Origin of the sequence: Azospirillum sp. TSH64 (assembly GCF_003116035.1) — a bacterium.
GTDB lineage: Bacteria > Pseudomonadota > Alphaproteobacteria > Azospirillales > Azospirillaceae > Azospirillum.
The window spans coordinates 7,015,911-7,032,439 of the sequence record NZ_LGQW01000015.1 but is presented as its reverse complement, the minus strand read 5'-3'; the positions used below and the strand labels follow the sequence as shown (position 1 = coordinate 7,032,439).

13 protein-coding genes are annotated in these 16,529 nt (G+C 68.4%); 6 read left to right on the top strand and 7 right to left on the bottom strand.

Features of this window, described 5'->3' with window-relative positions; all coding sequences use genetic code 11:
• Nucleotides 1–49 precede the first annotated feature (49 nt).
• Nucleotides 50–1,333 (bottom strand): ABC transporter substrate-binding protein, encoded by a 1,284-nt coding sequence (locus TSH64_RS32950; protein WP_109451521.1) that lies wholly within the window; start codon nucleotides 1,331–1,333, stop codon nucleotides 50–52.
• A 182-nt stretch (nucleotides 1,334–1,515) separates the two neighbouring features.
• Here TSH64_RS32950 and TSH64_RS32945 point away from each other — a divergent pair, with 182 nt between their 5' ends.
• On the top strand, nucleotides 1,516–2,589 hold the full coding sequence (locus TSH64_RS32945; protein ID WP_109453267.1) for a LacI family DNA-binding transcriptional regulator: 1,074 nt from the start codon (nucleotides 1,516–1,518) through the stop codon (nucleotides 2,587–2,589).
• Between the two features lie 18 nt (nucleotides 2,590–2,607).
• On the opposite strand, the gene TSH64_RS32940 is transcribed toward TSH64_RS32945, so the two are convergent.
• From TSH64_RS32940 to TSH64_RS32920, 5 genes are all read right to left on the bottom strand, one after another.
• Nucleotides 2,608–3,960 carry a histidine-type phosphatase gene (locus TSH64_RS32940; RefSeq protein WP_109451519.1) on the bottom strand — a complete coding sequence of 451 codons (1,353 nt, stop codon included), beginning with the start codon at nucleotides 3,958–3,960 and terminating at the stop codon, nucleotides 2,608–2,610.
• 46 nt (nucleotides 3,961–4,006) lie between these two features.
• The gene (locus tag TSH64_RS32935) at nucleotides 4,007–4,783 is read right to left on the bottom strand and encodes an inositol monophosphatase family protein (RefSeq protein WP_109451517.1); all 777 of its coding nucleotides are present in this window, start codon (nucleotides 4,781–4,783) and stop codon (nucleotides 4,007–4,009) included.
• 87 nt (nucleotides 4,784–4,870) lie between these two features.
• The gene (locus TSH64_RS32930; RefSeq protein WP_109451515.1) at nucleotides 4,871–6,004 is read right to left on the bottom strand and encodes an ABC transporter ATP-binding protein; all 1,134 of its coding nucleotides are present in this window, start codon (nucleotides 6,002–6,004) and stop codon (nucleotides 4,871–4,873) included.
• Nucleotides 6,001–8,190, bottom strand: coding sequence for an iron ABC transporter permease (locus TSH64_RS32925; RefSeq protein ID WP_109451514.1), 2,190 nt, complete (start codon nucleotides 8,188–8,190; stop codon nucleotides 6,001–6,003). Before TSH64_RS32925 ends, TSH64_RS32930 begins: the two co-directional genes overlap by 4 nt.
• Before the next feature lie 11 nt (nucleotides 8,191–8,201).
• Complete coding sequence (locus TSH64_RS32920; RefSeq protein ID WP_282188142.1) at nucleotides 8,202–9,278, bottom strand: ABC transporter substrate-binding protein; 1,077 nt, start codon at nucleotides 9,276–9,278, stop codon at nucleotides 8,202–8,204.
• Between the two features lie 455 nt (nucleotides 9,279–9,733).
• Between TSH64_RS32920 and TSH64_RS32915 the strand changes: the two genes are divergently transcribed.
• Entirely contained in the window at nucleotides 9,734–10,705 is a 972-nt protein-coding gene (locus TSH64_RS32915) for a substrate-binding domain-containing protein (protein WP_158285444.1), read from the top strand.
• Nucleotides 10,706–10,891: 186 nt separating this feature from the next.
• Here TSH64_RS32915 and TSH64_RS32910 read toward each other — a convergent pair whose 3' ends face one another.
• Nucleotides 10,892–11,791, bottom strand: coding sequence for a LysR substrate-binding domain-containing protein (locus TSH64_RS32910; protein WP_109451511.1), 900 nt, complete (start codon nucleotides 11,789–11,791; stop codon nucleotides 10,892–10,894).
• 104 nt (nucleotides 11,792–11,895) lie between these two features.
• On the opposite strand from TSH64_RS32910, the gene TSH64_RS32905 reads away from it, so the two are divergent.
• The 4 genes from TSH64_RS32905 to TSH64_RS32890 all read left to right on the top strand — a co-directional run bounded on the left by TSH64_RS32905 (nucleotide 11,896) and on the right by TSH64_RS32890 (nucleotide 16,526).
• Nucleotides 11,896–13,083 carry a PLP-dependent transferase gene (locus tag TSH64_RS32905; RefSeq protein WP_109451510.1) on the top strand — a complete coding sequence of 396 codons (1,188 nt, stop codon included), beginning with the start codon at nucleotides 11,896–11,898 and terminating at the stop codon, nucleotides 13,081–13,083.
• Between the two features lie 72 nt (nucleotides 13,084–13,155).
• Nucleotides 13,156–14,208, top strand: a complete 1,053-nt coding sequence (locus TSH64_RS32900; RefSeq protein WP_109451509.1) for an amino acid ABC transporter substrate-binding protein — start codon at nucleotides 13,156–13,158, stop codon at nucleotides 14,206–14,208.
• A 37-nt stretch (nucleotides 14,209–14,245) separates the two neighbouring features.
• Entirely contained in the window at nucleotides 14,246–15,397 is a 1,152-nt protein-coding gene (locus tag TSH64_RS32895; protein ID WP_109451507.1) for an ABC transporter permease subunit, read from the top strand.
• 40 nt (nucleotides 15,398–15,437) lie between these two features.
• Nucleotides 15,438–16,526 carry an amino acid ABC transporter permease gene (locus tag TSH64_RS32890; RefSeq protein WP_109451505.1) on the top strand — a complete coding sequence of 363 codons (1,089 nt, stop codon included), beginning with the start codon at nucleotides 15,438–15,440 and terminating at the stop codon, nucleotides 16,524–16,526.
• The last annotated feature ends 3 nt before the right edge of the window (nucleotides 16,527–16,529 follow it).

Below are 16,529 nucleotides of genomic sequence, written 5' to 3'. Positions count from 1 at the left end.
GGTTGGGGCCCAGGTTTGAGGGCCCAGGGTTGGGAGCGAAAGCCGGGAGTTACTGCTTCTTCTTGCGCTCGGCGATCTGCTGGGCGACGTCGGCGGAGATCCGCTGATAGGCGTCGTCCAGGCTCGTTTCGCCGACCACCACCTGACCCAGGCGGCTGATGGCGGCGTTGAAGACGATGCGGCTGCTGGGGTCGCCCTGGATGCGGTAGGCGACCGGATCGAGCTTGCCGACCGCATCGCCGAACACCTTCAGCGCGGATGCTGCCTGCAGCGAGGCCGACTTGTAGGCGATGCCCTTCTTGGCGAGGCCGATATGGCCCGGCACGAACAGCGTGCGCGCATAGAACTCGCTGGCGACCTCCTCGCTGGCGAGATAGTCGAGCAGGCGCCCGACCTCGGCCGGATGGCTGCTGGTCTTCAGGGCCACCAGCGCGGCGCCGCCGGGCATGCCGGAGCAGTTGGCCGGGCCGCAGGGCGTCGGCACCGCGATCCAGTCGAAGGCATCGCCGATGGTCTTGTCGAACTGCGCGGTCTGCCAGGATCCCGATTCGTAGAAGACGACCTGCGCGTTCTTGAATTCCTCGTTGGCGCCGCGATAGGCGGTGCCGGACACCGCCCCCCACAGCTCCTTCGACATCACGCCGGACTTGTGCCAGTCGACGACCAGCTTGGCGGCGCGCTTGAACCCGTCATCGACCGGATTCAGCGCGCCGCCGGTCTCGGCCATCTGCGCCCCTTGCGAGACGGCAAGGCCGAAGAAGCGGTGGCCGGAGCGGTCGAAGGCGACCGGGAACGGCGCCTGCACCTTGTCGGCGACCGCCTTCGCCGCCTTGGCCCAATCCTCCCAGGTCGCGTTGGCGCCCGGCATGGCGACGCCCGCCTGCTCGAACAGCGTCTTGTTGACGAAGGGGCCGGTCACCGTCAGCTGCGTCATGTAGCCGGGAATCGCGGTGGTGTTGCCCGGGACCCGCATCCATTGCAGGAACGGCCCGTAATTCTGTTCCCAATAGGCGGCGTCCTTCACATGGGCGCGGACGTCCAGCAGATAGGGGGCCAGCCCGCCCATGTCGGTGATGCGGGCCAGATCCGGCCCTTGGCCGGAGGCCAGCTGCACCGGCAGGGTCTCGTTGATCGCCTTGAAGGGCACCTGGTCGAGGACGACCTTGACGTCCTTGTTCTTCTCCTCGAACCGGCGGAGCAGGTCGTTCATGACCTCGCCCTCGTTGCCGTCCGAGTACCACATGATGCGGAGCGTGGTTTCGGCCTGGGCGCCAGCGGCCCCGAGGATCGACAACGCCAGCGCACAGCCGGCCATCCATGCTGCCTTCTTCATTGCGTTTCCTCCTATGGGGTCGCTTGCGGACCCTCGGTCGGTCCCTGTCCGGACCTGTTTCCTGCCAAAGCCGGCAGATCGGCGCAGGCCGGAATTTCCCGGCTCCGCTCTTCTTCCTTGAACATGGCAAACGTTTGCCTAAACTGTCAACGGCAATGTTCGATGCACAAATGGAGGGGGCCATGAACGATCAGCGCCGGGAACCGGGACAGGCCTCCGGCCAGACGTCCGGACAGATTTCCGGACAGACTTCCCTGGCCGACATCGCGGCCGAGGCGGGGGTGTCCGTCTCCACCGTCTCGCGCATCGCCAACGGCGATCTGGGACGGGCATCGGCGGCGACGGTGGCGAAGGTGCAGCGTCTGATCGCGGAGCGCGGCTATCGGCCGAACCCCGTCGGGCGCAGCCTGCGCGGGGGCGACAGCCGTCTGGTCGCCATGCTGGCGCCCAATCTCGACAACCCTGCCATGGCCGCCATTGCCGCGTCGACGGAGGCGGCCCTGCGCGCCGCCGGCTATGTGATGATCCTGTGCGACACCCACGACCGTCCCGACCTGCAGGACGAGTATCTGCGCGCGATGCGGTCACGCTTCGCCGAAGGGTTCATCGTGGTGAGCGCGGTCGCCAGCCCGGAACTGGAGGCATCGCTGGACCGGCGCGAGCCGATCGTCTTCGTGAACCGCCGCAATCCCTATGGCGGCGGTCCCTTCATCGGGATCGACAACAGGCAGGCGGGCGCCGACGCCGCCGACCATCTGCTGGCCTGCGGCGTGCGAGCGCCGGCGGTGATCCACCCGGCGGACCTGTCCTCGACCATCCGGGAACGGGTGGAGGGATTTCTCGACCGGCTGGAGGAGCGGCGGCCCGGCATGGCGGTCCGCCGCTGCGACGGGCCGGGCGGCAACCATCTCGATTGCGGCTACGCCGCCGCGAAGCGGCTGACCGCCGACGGCGGCTGGCCCGACGGCATCCTCTGCCCCAGCGACCTGATGGCCTACGGCCTGTTCCGCGCCGCCGGCGAGCAGGGTGTGCGCATCCCGGACGACTGCCGCCCGGTCGGCATCGACGACAACGACCTCAACGACTGGATCGCTCCCTGGCTCAGCTCGGTCAAGATCCCCTACCAGCGGTTCGGTGACGCCATCGTGACCAGCCTGCGCGATCTGCGGGGGGGAAACAGCGTCGGGGAGGTGCTGCTTCCCCACCGGCTGGTCCGCCGGCAGAGCGGACCGGCGATGGCCGGCGATCCGGCATAACCGGCCCGGCCATCGCCGTCACTGGGTGTAGTCCGGCTTCCCCACCGCGGTCGGGTCCAGACGCTGGCTGACCAGCGCGGTGAACTGCGACAGCTCGCAGGTGCCGGGCCCGAGCCTGTCGGTGCAGCCGGGAAGCTCCAGCGCCGCCACCCTCGGCCCGGCATCGCCGGTCAGCGGCGTCAGGCCGCGGACCTGATCGGCCGTGGGAGCGGCGAAGGACAGCCGGACATAGCGCTTGCCGCTGGCGCCGTCCTTCAGTCGCTCGAACAGCAACGCTCCGGTCGGCGAGGAATCGTTCGGCTGCGATCCCTCCAACGCCCAGCCCACCTGCATCACCGCGCGCATATGGCCGATGTTGGTGTCATGCCCCACCAGCAGGGTCAGCTTGGCCGGCGGAGGACCGGCATTCTCCGCTCCGGAGCTTTGCGGGCCGGCGCCCTCGTTCATCGCCGTGACGATCTGCTGCAACAGGAAGGAGGCGCCGCGGCGGGCAATGTAGGGCACATGCTCGATCACGTCGTATTTCGCCATGCGCAGGGCCATCAGGTCGCGGACCTCGTCCGCCCCCACCCTGCCCCAGCCGACCTGATCGGCGGCCATGCCCTCCATATATTCCAGCCGGAAGGTCTCGGCGATGGTGGAGGCGAGATCGAGCGGGCCGTCCAACCCGATGTTGCGCCCCTTGTCCTTCCCCTGGTCGATGGCCCAGGGCAGGTCGATCAGGTGACAGCCCTCGGCCAGCCCCGCCTTCCGGCAGGTCTCCGGACGCGGCCCCGGCAGCACGGGGTCGAGCCGTGCGAACAGCGGCGCCAGCCTGGCCTTGTAGGCGTCGATGCTGCCGCCCATCGCCTCCAGCACACCGGCCCTGGCGCTGGCGGGGTCGAGCGGCGACAACCCCTGCGCAATCGGCGCGAACAGCACGTCGCGCCCGCCCTGCGGTGGTTTCGACGCCGCTTTCAGGCCGCAGCCGGGAAACAACCCCTCCAGAATGCCGTTGCCGGTCTCGCGGGTGCGCTGGTCGGTGTTGGCCCAGGCGAAGACATCGCCGGCCGCCGGGCAGCCGCCGGCCGGCAATAGCCCGTTTCTGACGAAGCGCAGCCGGTAGAACTGGCCCATCAGCACCGCCCCCTCACGGCCATGCGGCGTCAGATGCCCATCCGGCACCGGCCAGGACGGCCAGTCCTTGGTCGAAAGCGGAACGATCTTGTGGGTTTCGGTCGGAGGCCGAACGCCGTGACGGCTGAAGATCACCACCTTCTCGACACTCTCGCGGGTCTCCGCGGCCCTTGCCGGCACCGGTGCCGGCAGCAGTCCACCCACGACGAGAGCGGCACCCAGCAGGGCGGATGTCCGAACCCTGGCTCGCTTCATTGTTTCCTCCACCGATTTTTTTGGATGTTCGAAGTCCCGTGGCGCGTCAGGCGACGCCCCGCAGCGGTCCCAGCGCCTGCAATCGTCCGGTCAGTTCGGCCGTGCAGGCGACGACGACGTTGCCCAGCCGCAGCCCGTCGCCGGCAAGGAAGTCGTTGGTCCAGCCGCCCGCCTCGCGCACCAGCAGCAGGCCGGCCAGAGCGTCCCAGGCGTTGATGTGCAACTCGACATAGCCGTCGCTGATGCCGGCCGCGACATTGGCGAGGCCCATCGCGCCCGATCCGCAGCGGCGGAATTCGATGTCGTCGGCGATCATCTGGCTGATCAGGTCGAGGCTGAGCGCCAGCGGGCGCCGCGCCGACCAGCCGACCTCGACCACCGCCCCGCCGCCATGGCGCAGGCCGCTGGTGCGCAGCGGACGGCCGTTCAGGGTCGCCCCCTGGCCGCGGCGGGCGACGAACAGCTGTTCGAGGTCGGGGGCATGGATCACGCCGATCTCGACCACGCCTCGATGGACCAGGGCCAGCGAGATGCACCAGTTGGCCGTGCCGTGGATGTAGTTGGTCGTGCCGTCGATGGGGTCGACCACCCAGACAAGATCGGCCGGGGTGCCACCGGCCTCCTCGCCGATCACCGGGTCGCCGAAAGCCTCGTCGAGGCGCCGGCGCACCAGCGCTTCCACCGCAAGGTCGGCCGCGGTGCAGAAATCGATGCTGCTCTTGGTCTCAACCGTGCCCAGCCCTTGGCGCATGGACCGCGCCAGGGCTCCCGCCTCGGTGGCGAGGTCGATGGCGAAACGCAGGCGGTCGTCGAAATCGGTCATGACAGGAAAGCTCCGCCGGCAGCCGGCAGCGCCGGCCCGGGATGTCGTGGGGAAAGGGATCGGGGCAGAAGGATCGGGGCGGACGGATCAGGGGGGAACGACGGTGACGCCGCGCGGCGCGAAGCCGACACAGACGGCATCGCCGACGGACAGCGGCGCATCGACATCCGGGGTGCGCGCGAACAGCATGACCTCGCGTCCGCCCAGCGCCACGGCCACCTCATATTCCATGTGGTCGCCGAGATAGGCCGCAAAATGCACCCGGCCCAGCAGGCCGTCGGATGGATCTTGGTCGGATGTGAGACGGATCGCGTTGGGTCGCACCGCCAGCTCGACCGGCCCATCGGCCAGATCGCGGTGCGGCAATGTCAGTGTGGCCATCCCGACCCTCACCCGGCCCAGCGCACCGTCCCGCCCCTCCAGCAGAGCCGGAACGATGTTGGCGTCGCCGATGAAATCGGCGATGAACCGGCTGGCCGGCCGCTGGTAGAGGTCGCGCGGCGTGCCGTCCTGGGCGATCCTCCCGCCGGCCATCACGATGATGCGGTCGGACACAGCCAGCGCCTCCTCCTGGTCGTGCGTGACATAGACCACGGTCAGCTTCAGCGACTGCTGGAGTTGCCGGATGTCCTCCCGCACCTGCCGGCGCATCTTGGCGTCCAGGTTCGACAGCGGCTCGTCGAACAGCAGGACGCGCGGCTCCAGCACGATGGCGCGGGCCACGGCCACGCGCTGCTGCTGGCCACCCGACAGCTCGCTGGGCAGGCGGCCCTCAAGCCCGGCGAGACCGACCAGGGCCAGCTTGTCGCGTGCCGCCTCCAGCGCCGCGCGCTTGGCCATGCCGCCGACCGTCAGCCCATAGGCCACATTGTCGAGGATGGTCATGTGCGGGAACAGGGCGTAGCTCTGGAACACCATGCTGACGTCGCGTTCCGCCGCGGAGCGGGCGGTGACGTTCTCGCCGCCGATCAGGATGGTGCCGGACGACGCCTGCTCCAGCCCGGCGATCATGCGCAGGGTGGTGGTCTTGCCGCAGCCCGAGGGCCCGAGCAGCGTGACCAGGGTTCCGGCCTCGATGGAGAAGTTCAGCTCATGCACGGCGGTGAAGGCGCCATAGCGCTTGACGACGGAGCGGAACTCCACCGCCGGCCGGGCTCTGGCAGCGGCCGGCGCCGGCTCAAGGGTCGTCGTCCCGGGGGACAGGGTCCGGATATGGGTCATGCGTTGACCTTCGAGGCTGAAGTGCTGACGGGCAAGGCGGCGGTGCGGCGGCCCAGGCGGCGTTCGCCGACCAGCAGTTGGATCGCCAGCAGCGCCACCACCATGATCGCGATGAGGGCGGAGGAGTAGGCGATGGCGAGGCCGTATTCGCCGACTTCGGCCCGGCCGACGATGTAGGCGGTGGCGAGGTTGTATTTGGCCGTCACCAGGAAGATGACCGCGCTGACGCTGGTGATGGCGCGGACGAAGCTGTAGACCATGGCGGTGACGATGGCCGGGCGCAGCAGCGGCAGGATCACCCGGCGCAGCGTGGTGAAGGACCGCGCCCCCAGCGTCAGCGACGCCTCGTCCAGGCTCTTGTCGATCTGGCTCAGCGTGGCGATGCCGGCGCGGATGCCGACGGGCATGTTGCGGAAGACGAAGGCGATGATCAGGATCAGCCCGGTCCCCGTCAGTTCCAGCGGCGGCGTGTTGAAGGCGAGGATGTAGCTGACGCCGATCACCGTGCCGGGGATGGCGAAGCTCAGCATCGTCAGGAACTCGAACGCCCCGCGGCCGAGGAAGGACTGGCGCACCAGCAGATAGGCGGTCAGCAGCCCGAGCGCCGCCGTCAGCGGCATGGCGACCAGCGACACGCCCAGCGTCGTGAACAGCGAATCCCAGGCCGACCCGCTGAACCACCAGCCGTTCGGCCCGGTTTCGATGCCGAAGGCGGTCTGGTAATGGATCAGCGTCAGCGTGTTGTCGCGCCCCAGGCTCTTCAGGAAGCCGCCGACCAGGATGGTGCCGTAGACCAGAACGGTCAGCGCCGTCCACAGCGCCGCGACGGCCGACGCGGCGATCCGCACCCCCGACGGCAGCGGGCTGGGCAGGCCGGCATCGCCCTTGCCGGCCACGGTGGCGTAGGACCGGCGGCCGAGCCACCGTCGCTGCGCCAGGAAGGCCGACAGGGTGAAGGACAACAGGATGATCGCCAACACGGCTGCCCGCCCCTGGTCATGGGCGGCACCGACCACCGCATAGAAGATTTTGGTCGACAGCACGTCGAAATTGCCGCCGAGCACCAGCGGGTTGCCGAAGTCCGCCAGGCTTTCGATGAAAGAGATCAGGAAGGCGTTGGCGAGGCCGGGACGGATCAGCGGCAGCGTCACCGTGCGGAAGGTGATCCACGGGGTGGCGCGCAAGGTCTGCGACGCCTCCTCCAACGTCGGGCTCACCCCTTGCAGCACGCCGACCAGCACCAGGAAGGAAATCGGCGTGAAGGCGAGGATCTGCGCCATCGCCACCCCCGGCATGCCGTAGATCCAGCGCGACCGCGGAATGTCGAACAGGGTGGACAGCAGATCGGTCACCACGCCGGCGCGGCCGAACAGCAGGATGATGGCAAGCCCGATGACGAAGGGCGGCGTGATCACCGGCAGGATCGAGGCCAGCCGCAGGGCCGCCTTGAAGCGGAAGCCGGTGCGCACCGCGATCAGCGCGAAGGCCAGCCCCGTGCCGGTGGTCAGCACCCCGACCACGCCCGCCAGGGCCAGCGTGTTCCACGCCACCCCGCAGGTGCTGCCGGTGCCCAGCACGCAGCCGAGGCCCCAGATGCCGCTGTCGGTCAGCTTGTCGAACAGGCCCGCGACCGTCAGCCGGCCATCGTTGTCCTGGACCGCCGACAGCAGGATGGTGACCACCGGGAAGCCGACGAAGACCAGGATCGAGCCCAGCACCAGCCCGATGGAGGCGACGATGAAGACATCGCCTTTGCACCAGCCGCGCAGCGCCAGCCCATGGGCGCCCAGCACGAGGCAGACCACCGCATAGGCGGCGGCACCGAGCCCCAGGCCCGGCTGGGTGACGGCGAGGCTTTCCACCAGCAGCCAGCCGAGACCGCCGCCCCCGGCGGCGGTCAGCCACGCCGACCGCGCCCGTTCGTCTGCCTCGCCTTTTGCCCCGTCCTTCGCCCGGCCCTTCGCCCACAGGCCGGCCAGCGCCGCCAGCAGCGGCAGGACCGACGCCAGCAGCCACGGCCGTCCCAGCAGCAGCCCCTGGATCAGCGCAGGCATTCCGTCACCGGCGGAGGGGCCGTTCTGCGGACCGGCCGGCCAAAAGACCGGCCAGACGCCGCCGATGTGCCAGGGCAGGACAAGCACAGCCGCCCAGCCCGCGGCCAGCCAGAAACCGAGATGTCGTTTCATGATCGCGGGACCTATCTGGACAGGGACTTGACCTCGTGATCCCACTTGGCGAGCAGGCGGGTGCGTTCCGCGCTCGAGCCGTAGCGCGCGAAGTCGTAGGAGATCAGCTTCATCTTGTCGACACGCGGCGATTCCGGCGGGATCTGGGCGCCGCTGTTGCTGGGAATCTGGAAATTCCTGGCCTTGGCGCCCAGCGCCTGCACCTCGGGCGTCAGCGCCCAATCGTAGAAGATTTTGGCGGTGTCGGGGTTGCGCGCACCCTTGACGAGGCTCATCGAGCCGATCTCGTAGCCTGTGCCCTCGCACGGGGCGACGATGGCGACCGGGGCGCCGGCAATCGCCTCCACCAGCAGGTCGTGCTGGAACGCGATGCCCAGCATGGTTTCGCCCTGCGCCGCCGACTTCGCCGGAGCCGCGCCGGATTTGGTGTACTGGTTGACGTTGCGGTGCAGCTTCTTCAGGTAATCGAAGGCAGCATCCTCGCCCATCAACTGCACCATCGTCGCCAGCATGGTGTAGGCGGTGCCGGACGAATTGGGATCGGCGATCTGGATTTCGTCCCGGAAATCGGGCTTGACCAGATCGGACCAGCAGGCGGGGGCCGCGATCTTGCGCTTGGCCAGCAAGTCCTTGTTATAGCCGAAGCCGAGCGCGCCCATGTAGATGCCGACCGTGCGGTAACCGGAGATCTCCGCCTGGCGGATCGCCCAGCCATACAGCCCGTCGAGTTCCGGCGACTTGTACGGTTCCGTCAGCCCCTCCTCCGCCGCCTGCAAATGGGGATCGCCCGAGCCGCCGAACCAGATGTCGGCCTTCGGATTGGTTTTCTCGGCCCGAAGCTGTGCATAGACTTCGCCCGCACTCTTGCGGGTCATCAGCGCCTTGATGCCGGTCTTGCGCTCGAAGGAGGTCACCACCTCGCGGCACCAGTCCTCGTTGACCGAGCAGTAGACGACCACCTCCGCCGCGGCGGCCGGCGACGGTCCGGCCAGGACGGCGACTCCCGCCGCCGCAGCGACCGCCAGCAGCATCGAGCGCAGGCGCTTCCGGCCCGCGGCCGTGGCCGGGCGTCGTGTTTTGCAATGCATGAAGTTCCTCCCTTCAAGGAAACGGACGGCTTCTTTCGGCGATGCCGGCATGGCCCACCGCTTTGAATTGTTTATGCACGCGCGTTCATTCGTAAGTCACGCTATTTGAGATGCGAACAACTGTCAATCCCCAGACAGGCGCGCTCCTCCGGAATCATGCCGATGGCTGAAGGTGGGCGCATCAACCAGGAAATGGCTAAAAATAGCGATGTTGAAGGCATTGCCCCAGCGGGGCCGATCAAACGGCCCCCACATATGGACCAAACCCCCGCCCCAGCCGCCATCGCCTCGAATATTTCCGGCACTGCACGCGCGTGCAATATGATGCCGCATTCAGTGGAATTTCCGCGCGACGCATAGCGCTTGCGATCAAACGGCTTCGCCCTCAGTATCCCTTGGCAAGGATCCGGATGCGGGCAAGGGACGGGACCCCAGTGTCGTCAATGAAATCGCGGGTGACCGCCCAGCAGGTGGCCGATATGGCGGGCGTTTCACGCTCGGCGGTTTCACGCTGCTTCGGCGATGGGCTGGTGTCCGAGGAGACGCGCAAGCGCATCGTGGCGGCGTCGGAAGCGCTGGGATACCGCCCCAACGTCATCGCCCGCTCGCTGACCGGCCAGAACACCGGCCTCGTCGCCCTGCTGCTGGCCGAACTGGAGAACCCGCACACCGATCTGGTGCTGAAGAAGCTGCTGGTGGCCATCGCGGAGGCCGACAGGCGCGCCCTGGTCATCCCGGAAACGCGGCAGCACGATCTGACCAGCTCGACCATGCATGCGCTCGATTATCAGGTGGATGCCATCGTGGTGATGGGCGGGACCGTGTCGGACCATGTCGTCGACCGGCTCCGCGCGCTCGACACCCCGGTGTTCCAGTTCGGCCGTCAGATCGAAGGGCTTGGCGGGGTGGCCTGCGACAACCGGCTCGGCGGGCTGATGGGGGGCCGCTTTCTGGTGCAGTCCGGCCGGCGCCGCATCGCCTACGTCACCAAGACGGCGCAGACCGACGCCAACCGGCGGCGACGGGCCGGGCTTGCCGCCGCGCTGGAGGATGCCGGCCTGCCCTTCATGGAGGAGGAGTCCGAGGACAACAGCTTCGAGGGCGGCTACAACGCGGCAACGCGGCTGTTCGCCCGCTCGGACCGCCCCGACGCGCTGTTCTGTTTCAACGACATCATCGCGCTGGGCGCACTCCAGGCTGCCGCCACCTTCCGTTTGCGGGTGCCGGACGATGTGGCGATCCTCGGCTTCGACGACATTCCCATGGCCTCCTGGCCGGCCTTCGGCCTGAGCAGCCTGCGCCCGAACCTGGACAGCCAGGTCGGCCGGCTGATGGCGATGATCGAGGGCATCGGCAAGGGGAGCCCGCCGAACCGCGAGGTCGATCTCGTCCTGCCCGAACTGGTGGTCCGCCGAACCGCGGTTTGACGGCGGCGGCATCGGGGGGTGAAGCGCCCCGGCTTTGCTGGAGGCCCCCGCTTCTTGAACGGTTGGGCTCAACATGATGAAGCAGGCATCGCCCGAATACGCCCCTGAAATAGCCGCGTGACTCGACACGAATGGCTTCCGGGAAACCCGGGGCGGTTCATGCGCGCTGAGCAAGCCGTCCTGCCTTCAGTCGAAAGCGTCCGCCCCGGTGGACGAGAAGGCCATCAATTCCTCGATGCAGTCGGCGACGATGCGGGACGGACGGCGGTTCGGCGGCAGCAGGAGCAGGGTGCGCGACCGGATCACCGGCTCGAACGCGCAGGCGACCAGACCGCGGCCGAGATAGGGTTCGGTGGTCAGCGGACTGACCAGGCCGCAGCCGATGCCGGCCTGCACCATGGCGCAGACCGTCGTCGAATAGGGTGTTTCCAGCACGATCTTCGGCATCACGCCGTGGGCGGCCAGCACCCCGTCGAGCCGGCGGCGCGCGGTGTCCTCCGGCGCGAGGGCGATGAAGGGCGTGCCGTGAAGGTCGGCGGGATGCAGGACCCGGCGCTGCGCCAGCGGATGGCCGGCCGGGACCGCGATCACCAGGCGCTGCTGCATGAACAGCGTCGCATCCACCCCGGTCACGTCGATCTCGTCGGCCGCCAGCCCGACGTCGAACTGGCCAGAGGCGATCAGGTCCTTCACCACCGACGACATGCGCGCCTGCACCGTGATCGACACATCGGGGTGCCGGAGTTGGAACGCACGCAGTGCCTTGGGAAGGACGGTGGTGCTGATCGCCGACTGGCAGGCGACCCGGATTTCGCCCGAGCCGAAATCGCGGATGCGGGCGGCGGCGGCACGCAGATGGATCAGACCGGAGAAGGACGAGGACACCTCCTGGAAGAACAGGCGCGCCTCCTCCGTCGCGATCATGCGCCCCTTGGCGCGATGGAACAGCGGAAAGCCGATTTCCCGCTCCAACTCCTGGATCGCCTTGCTGACGGCCGGCTGCGAAATCCGCAGCACCTCGGCCGCACGCGATGCGGTGCCGTTCGTCATCACCGCGTGGAACACCTCGACCTGCCGCAGATTCATGGCACCCCCCTATAACCCAGGAGAATAGAGTAGCTGGAAATCAATATTGGACGAAATAGGCCCGTTGCCATCAAATCGGGGGCGTCAGTCAAAGGACGCCTCCCATGAAAGATCTCACCCAATGCGTGGTGAATCCCTCGGTCCCCGCCGAAGGATTCGATAGCCTCAGCGTGCCCGTTCACCGTGGATCGACAATCGTCTTCGCCAATGCCGAAGGCTATGCGACGCGCGGGGACCGCGGGCACACCGGCTATACCTATGGCCTTTACGGCACCCCGACGACCCGGACGCTGGAAGCCAAGCTGACGGCGCTCGAGAACGGTGCCTGGACTTTCCTTCTCCCATCGGGGCAGGCTGCCAACAGCTTTGCCGTCCTGCCCTTCCTGCAGGCGGGCGACAGGATGCTGATCGCCGACACCTCCTATCCGCCGGTGCGCGACTTCGCCAACCGTGATCTGGTCAGGTTCGGCATCGCGGTCGACTATTACGATCCGACCTCCGTCGCCGATCTGGAGCGGCGGATCGACGGACGCACCAAGGTCGTGTGGTGCGAATCCCCCGGCTCCACCACCATGGAGGTCCAGGACCTGCCGGCCATCGCGGCGGTGGCGCACCGCCACGGCGCGCTGGTCGGCTGCGACAACACCTGGGCCACCCCGCTGAACTTCAAGCCGCTGGACCATGGCGCCGATCTGGTGACCGAAGCGCTGACGAAATATGTCGGCGGCCATTCCGATCTGCTGATGGGGTCGCTCACCATTCGGAGCGAGGCCCTGATCGCGCCGATCCGCAGCGCTCTCGGCCGCTACGGGATCGGCGTTTCGCCCGATGACGCCTCGCTGGTGCTGCGGGGAATGGAGACGCTCGGCGTGCGGATGCGGCAGGCGTCCGATGGGGCCATGGCCCTGGTCGAACGGCTTGCCGGCCATCCGCTGGTGGAAGAGGTGCTGTATCCGGCACTCCCCGGCTCACCCGGCCATGCGGTGTGGAAGCGCGACTTCCTCGGAGCCAGCGGCGTCTTCAGCGTCGTGTTCACGCCCGCGGCGACGCCGCATGTCTCACCGGCGCTGGACGTGCTGCGCACCTTCGCCATCGGCGCCTCCTGGGGCGGCACCCGCAGCCTGATGGCGCCGATGCCGGTCAGGCGCAACCGCACCGCCCGGCCATGGACCGGCGAGGATCTGATCCTGCGCATCAGCATCGGGCTGGAGGATCCGTCCGACCTGCACGACGACCTCACCGCCTTCCTCGACGACATCGCCGCACGGACGGCCGGGGCGCAGGCCGCCTGACGGCGACAGGATCTCAATGGCCGTCTGAAGGCGGCCGGACAACAAGCAAGACGACGACCAGGGGTTTCCCGCATGACCGAACAGACATCCGGCTGTCGCCGCGCCGCCAGCCTTGCCGTGGCGACAGCCGTGGCACTCCTGGCCCTCGCCGCGGCGACGCTTCCGGCGACCGCCGGCACCACGCTGGACGCCGTGAAGGCGCGCGGCAAGGTGATCTGCGCCGCCAGCTCCGGCACCATCGGCTTCAGCGCCCCGGACGACAAGGGCTATTGGCGCGGGCTGGACGTCGAGACCTGCCGTGCTGTGGCGGTCGCCGTGTTCAACGACAAGGAGAAGGCGGAATTCGTGCCGCTCAGCGGCCAGCAGCGGATTCCGGCCCTGCAGAGCGGCGAGATCGACATCCTGCCGCGCACCCTGACCTGGACGATCCAGCGCGACGGCAACGGCATCAATTTCACCACCCCCAACTATTACGAGTTCACCGGATTCCTGATGCCGAAAAACCTCGGCGTCACCAAGGTTCAGGACATGAAGGGCGCGTCGGTGTGCGTCCAGACCGGCTCGACCACCGAGGTGGTGGTGAACGACGTGTCGCGCGAGCACCAGCTCGGGCTGACGACCGTGGTCTTCGACAGCGTGTCGGCGTTGCGGCAGGCCTTCTTCTCCGGCCGCTGCGACGCGCTGATCACCGACGCGGCGGCACTCGCCTCCATCCGCGCCACCCAGGCGAAGAACCCGGCCGACTACGTCATCTTCCCGGCCACCCCCTACATGGATGCGCTGACCCCGGCGGTGCGGCATGGCGACGACCAGTGGATGGACATCGTCACCTGGTCGTTCCAGGCGCTGACCGCGGCGGAGATGTTCGGCATCACCCAGGCCAACATCGACCAGAAACTCGGCTCCGGCGATCCGCGCATCCGCCGCTTCCTGGGGGTGGAGCCCGGCAACGGCACGGCGATCGGGCTGGACGACAAGTTCGCCTACAACATCGTCAAGCAGATCGGGAACTATGGCGAGGTCTTCGACCGCAACCTCGGTTCCGGCAGCCCGCTGAAGATCGACCGCGGCTACAACCGCCTCTTCCGCGACGGCGGGCTGATGTTCCCGCTGGCCTTCCAGTAAGCCCCCCGCATCCGCACGGCAACCGGGAGATCGGCCCATGCTCGCCGCCCAGATCACTGCCCTTTGGGACAGCCCGCGCCTCCGGGCCTGGGCCGGCCAGGCACTTCTGCTGCTCCTCTTCGTCGGGACCCTGGTCTGGCTCGCCGCCAACACGGTGGAGAATCTGGCCGTCCGCAGCATCCGCGTCGGCTTCGACTTCCTCGCCCGCCCGGCCAACTTTCCGATCTCGGAAAGCGTGGTTCCCTACAGCCCGATGGACAGCTTCGCCTGGGCCTATGTGGTCGGGATCGGCAACACCCTGATGATCTCGGCGATGGCGATCCTGGCCGCCACCCTGCTCGGCCTGTTCGTCGGGCTGGCCCGGCGGGCCAGGCACCCGATGCTGTCGGGCGTGGCCGGGGTCTTCGTCACGGCGGTCCGCAACACGCCGCTGATCGTGCAGCTGCTGTTCTGGTACGCGCTCGCCACCACGGCCCTGCCGGCGCCGCGCAACGCGCTGCACCCCCTGCCCTACGTCTATCTGTCGCAGCGCGGCCTCTATCTGCCGGGCATCGAGTGGAGCGGCAACGGCTGGGGCTTCGCGGCGGGGACGGCTGCCATCCTCGTGGCCGCGGCGGTGCTGGTCCGGCGGCTGCGCCGGCGAGGCCGGACGGCCCCTGCCCTGCCCGCCATTGCAGCGGCGGCGGCCGCTATCCTGCTCCTCGCCTGGACGACCGGCATTGGCGCCGCTGCGAGCCTGCCGGAACTGCGCGGGTTCAACTTCGCCGGCGGGATGCGGCTGTCGCCGGAATTTGCGGCGCTGATGGTCGGGCTGGTGTTCTACACCGCGGCCTTCATCGGCGAGATCATCCGCGGCGGCATCGACGCCGTCGGCCGCGGCCAGTGGGAGGCCGGGCGGGCGCTCGGCCTCAGCGAGCGGCAGACGCTGATGCGGATCGTCATGCCGCAGGCCCTGCGGGTCATCATCCCGCCGCTGACCACGCAATATCTCTCGACGGTCAAGAATTCCACCCTGGCGCTTGCCGTCGGCTTCCCGGAGCTGGGGCTGGTGATCGGCACCGTCATCAACCAGACCGGCCAGGCGCTGGAAAGCATCGCCATCCTGCTCGCCGTCTACCTGACCATCGGCGCCGCCGTCTCGCTGCTGATGAACTGGTGCAACGCCAGAACCGCGCTGGTCACGCGGTGAGGGGCACCTGATGAGCCGGCCGAAGGGAGAGTTTCCGATCATGACCATGACCACCGCCATTCCCGCCGCGGCAGCGGACGGACCGCCGAAGCGCCGCCGCACCCCGATCCTGCAAATCCTGTTCGGCGACCTGCTCGCGGCCGGCCTGACCGTGATGACCGGCGCCCTCGTCCTGGCGCTCTTGCCGGCGCTGCGCTGGGGCGTGCTGGATGCCGTGTGGAGCACGGCCGATCCCGGCCGCTGCGGTGCCGGCGGTGCCTGCTGGGCCTTCGTCGCCGCCAAGATCCGCTTCATCCTGTTCGGCGTCTATCCCGCCGACGAGCAGTGGCGGCCGCTGGCCGTGATCGGTCTGGTTCTGGCGATGGTGCTGGTGTCGCTGCCGCCCCGCCATTGGGGGCGCCGCCTGCTGACGGCCTGGGGGGTGGCAATCGGCGCGATGCTGGCGCTGATGTGGGGCGGCTTCGCCGGCCTGCCCTTCGTCTCCACCGCCAACTGGGGCGGCCTGCCGGTCACGCTGCTGCTGGCGATCCTCTCGTTGGGGATGGGCTTTCCCATCGCCGTCACGCTGGCGCTCGGCCGCCGATCCAAGGTGCCGGTCCCGCGCTTCCTGTCGGTGCTGGTGATCGAGACCATCCGCGGCATGCCGCTGGTCGGGCTGCTCTTCATCTCCTCGATCATGATGCCGCTGCTGCTGCCGGCCGGCTGGTCGGTCGACAAGCTGGGCCGCACGCTGGCCGCCCTGACCATCTTCGCCGCCGCCTATCTGGCGGAGGTGATCCGCGGCGGCCTGCAGGGCGTCCCCGGCGGACAGATGGAGGCCGCCCGCGCGCTCGGCATCCCGGTGTGGAAGGCGGTGTGGCATGTGGTGCTGCCCCAGGCGATCCAGAAGGTCATCCCGCCGCTGACCAACACCGCCATCGTCATGGTCAAGAACACCAGCCTGGTGCTGATCGTCGGCGTCTTCGACATGCTGAGCGCCGCGCGCACCGCCGCATCCGACCCCGTCTGGCCGGCTCCCTATTCGGAAAGCTACCTGTTCGTGGGGGCGGTCTATTTCCTCATCTGCTTCGCCATCTCTCTCTACGCCCGCTGGCTGGAAGGCCGCGTCCAGGACAAGGATCTGCGCTGATGA

Coding starts and splice junctions, on each gene's coding strand:
- TSH64_RS32950 (WP_109451521.1), bottom strand. CDS start 1,333: ATGAAGAAGGCAGCATGGATGGCCGGCTGTGCGCTGGCGTTGTCGATC.
- TSH64_RS32945 (WP_109453267.1), top strand. CDS start 1,516: ATGAACGATCAGCGCCGGGAACCGGGACAGGCCTCCGGCCAGACGTCC.
- TSH64_RS32940 (WP_109451519.1), bottom strand. CDS start 3,960: ATGAAGCGAGCCAGGGTTCGGACATCCGCCCTGCTGGGTGCCGCTCTC.
- TSH64_RS32935 (WP_109451517.1), bottom strand. CDS start 4,783: ATGACCGATTTCGACGACCGCCTGCGTTTCGCCATCGACCTCGCCACC.
- TSH64_RS32930 (WP_109451515.1), bottom strand. CDS start 6,004: ATGACCCATATCCGGACCCTGTCCCCCGGGACGACGACCCTTGAGCCG.
- TSH64_RS32925 (WP_109451514.1), bottom strand. CDS start 8,190: ATGAAACGACATCTCGGTTTCTGGCTGGCCGCGGGCTGGGCGGCTGTG.
- TSH64_RS32920 (WP_282188142.1), bottom strand. CDS start 9,278: ATGCATTGCAAAACACGACGCCCGGCCACGGCCGCGGGCCGGAAGCGC.
- TSH64_RS32910 (WP_109451511.1), bottom strand. CDS start 11,791: ATGAATCTGCGGCAGGTCGAGGTGTTCCACGCGGTGATGACGAACGGC.
- TSH64_RS32905 (WP_109451510.1), top strand. CDS start 11,896: ATGAAAGATCTCACCCAATGCGTGGTGAATCCCTCGGTCCCCGCCGAA.
- TSH64_RS32900 (WP_109451509.1), top strand. CDS start 13,156: ATGACCGAACAGACATCCGGCTGTCGCCGCGCCGCCAGCCTTGCCGTG.
- TSH64_RS32895 (WP_109451507.1), top strand. CDS start 14,246: ATGCTCGCCGCCCAGATCACTGCCCTTTGGGACAGCCCGCGCCTCCGG.
- TSH64_RS32890 (WP_109451505.1), top strand. CDS start 15,438: ATGACCATGACCACCGCCATTCCCGCCGCGGCAGCGGACGGACCGCCG.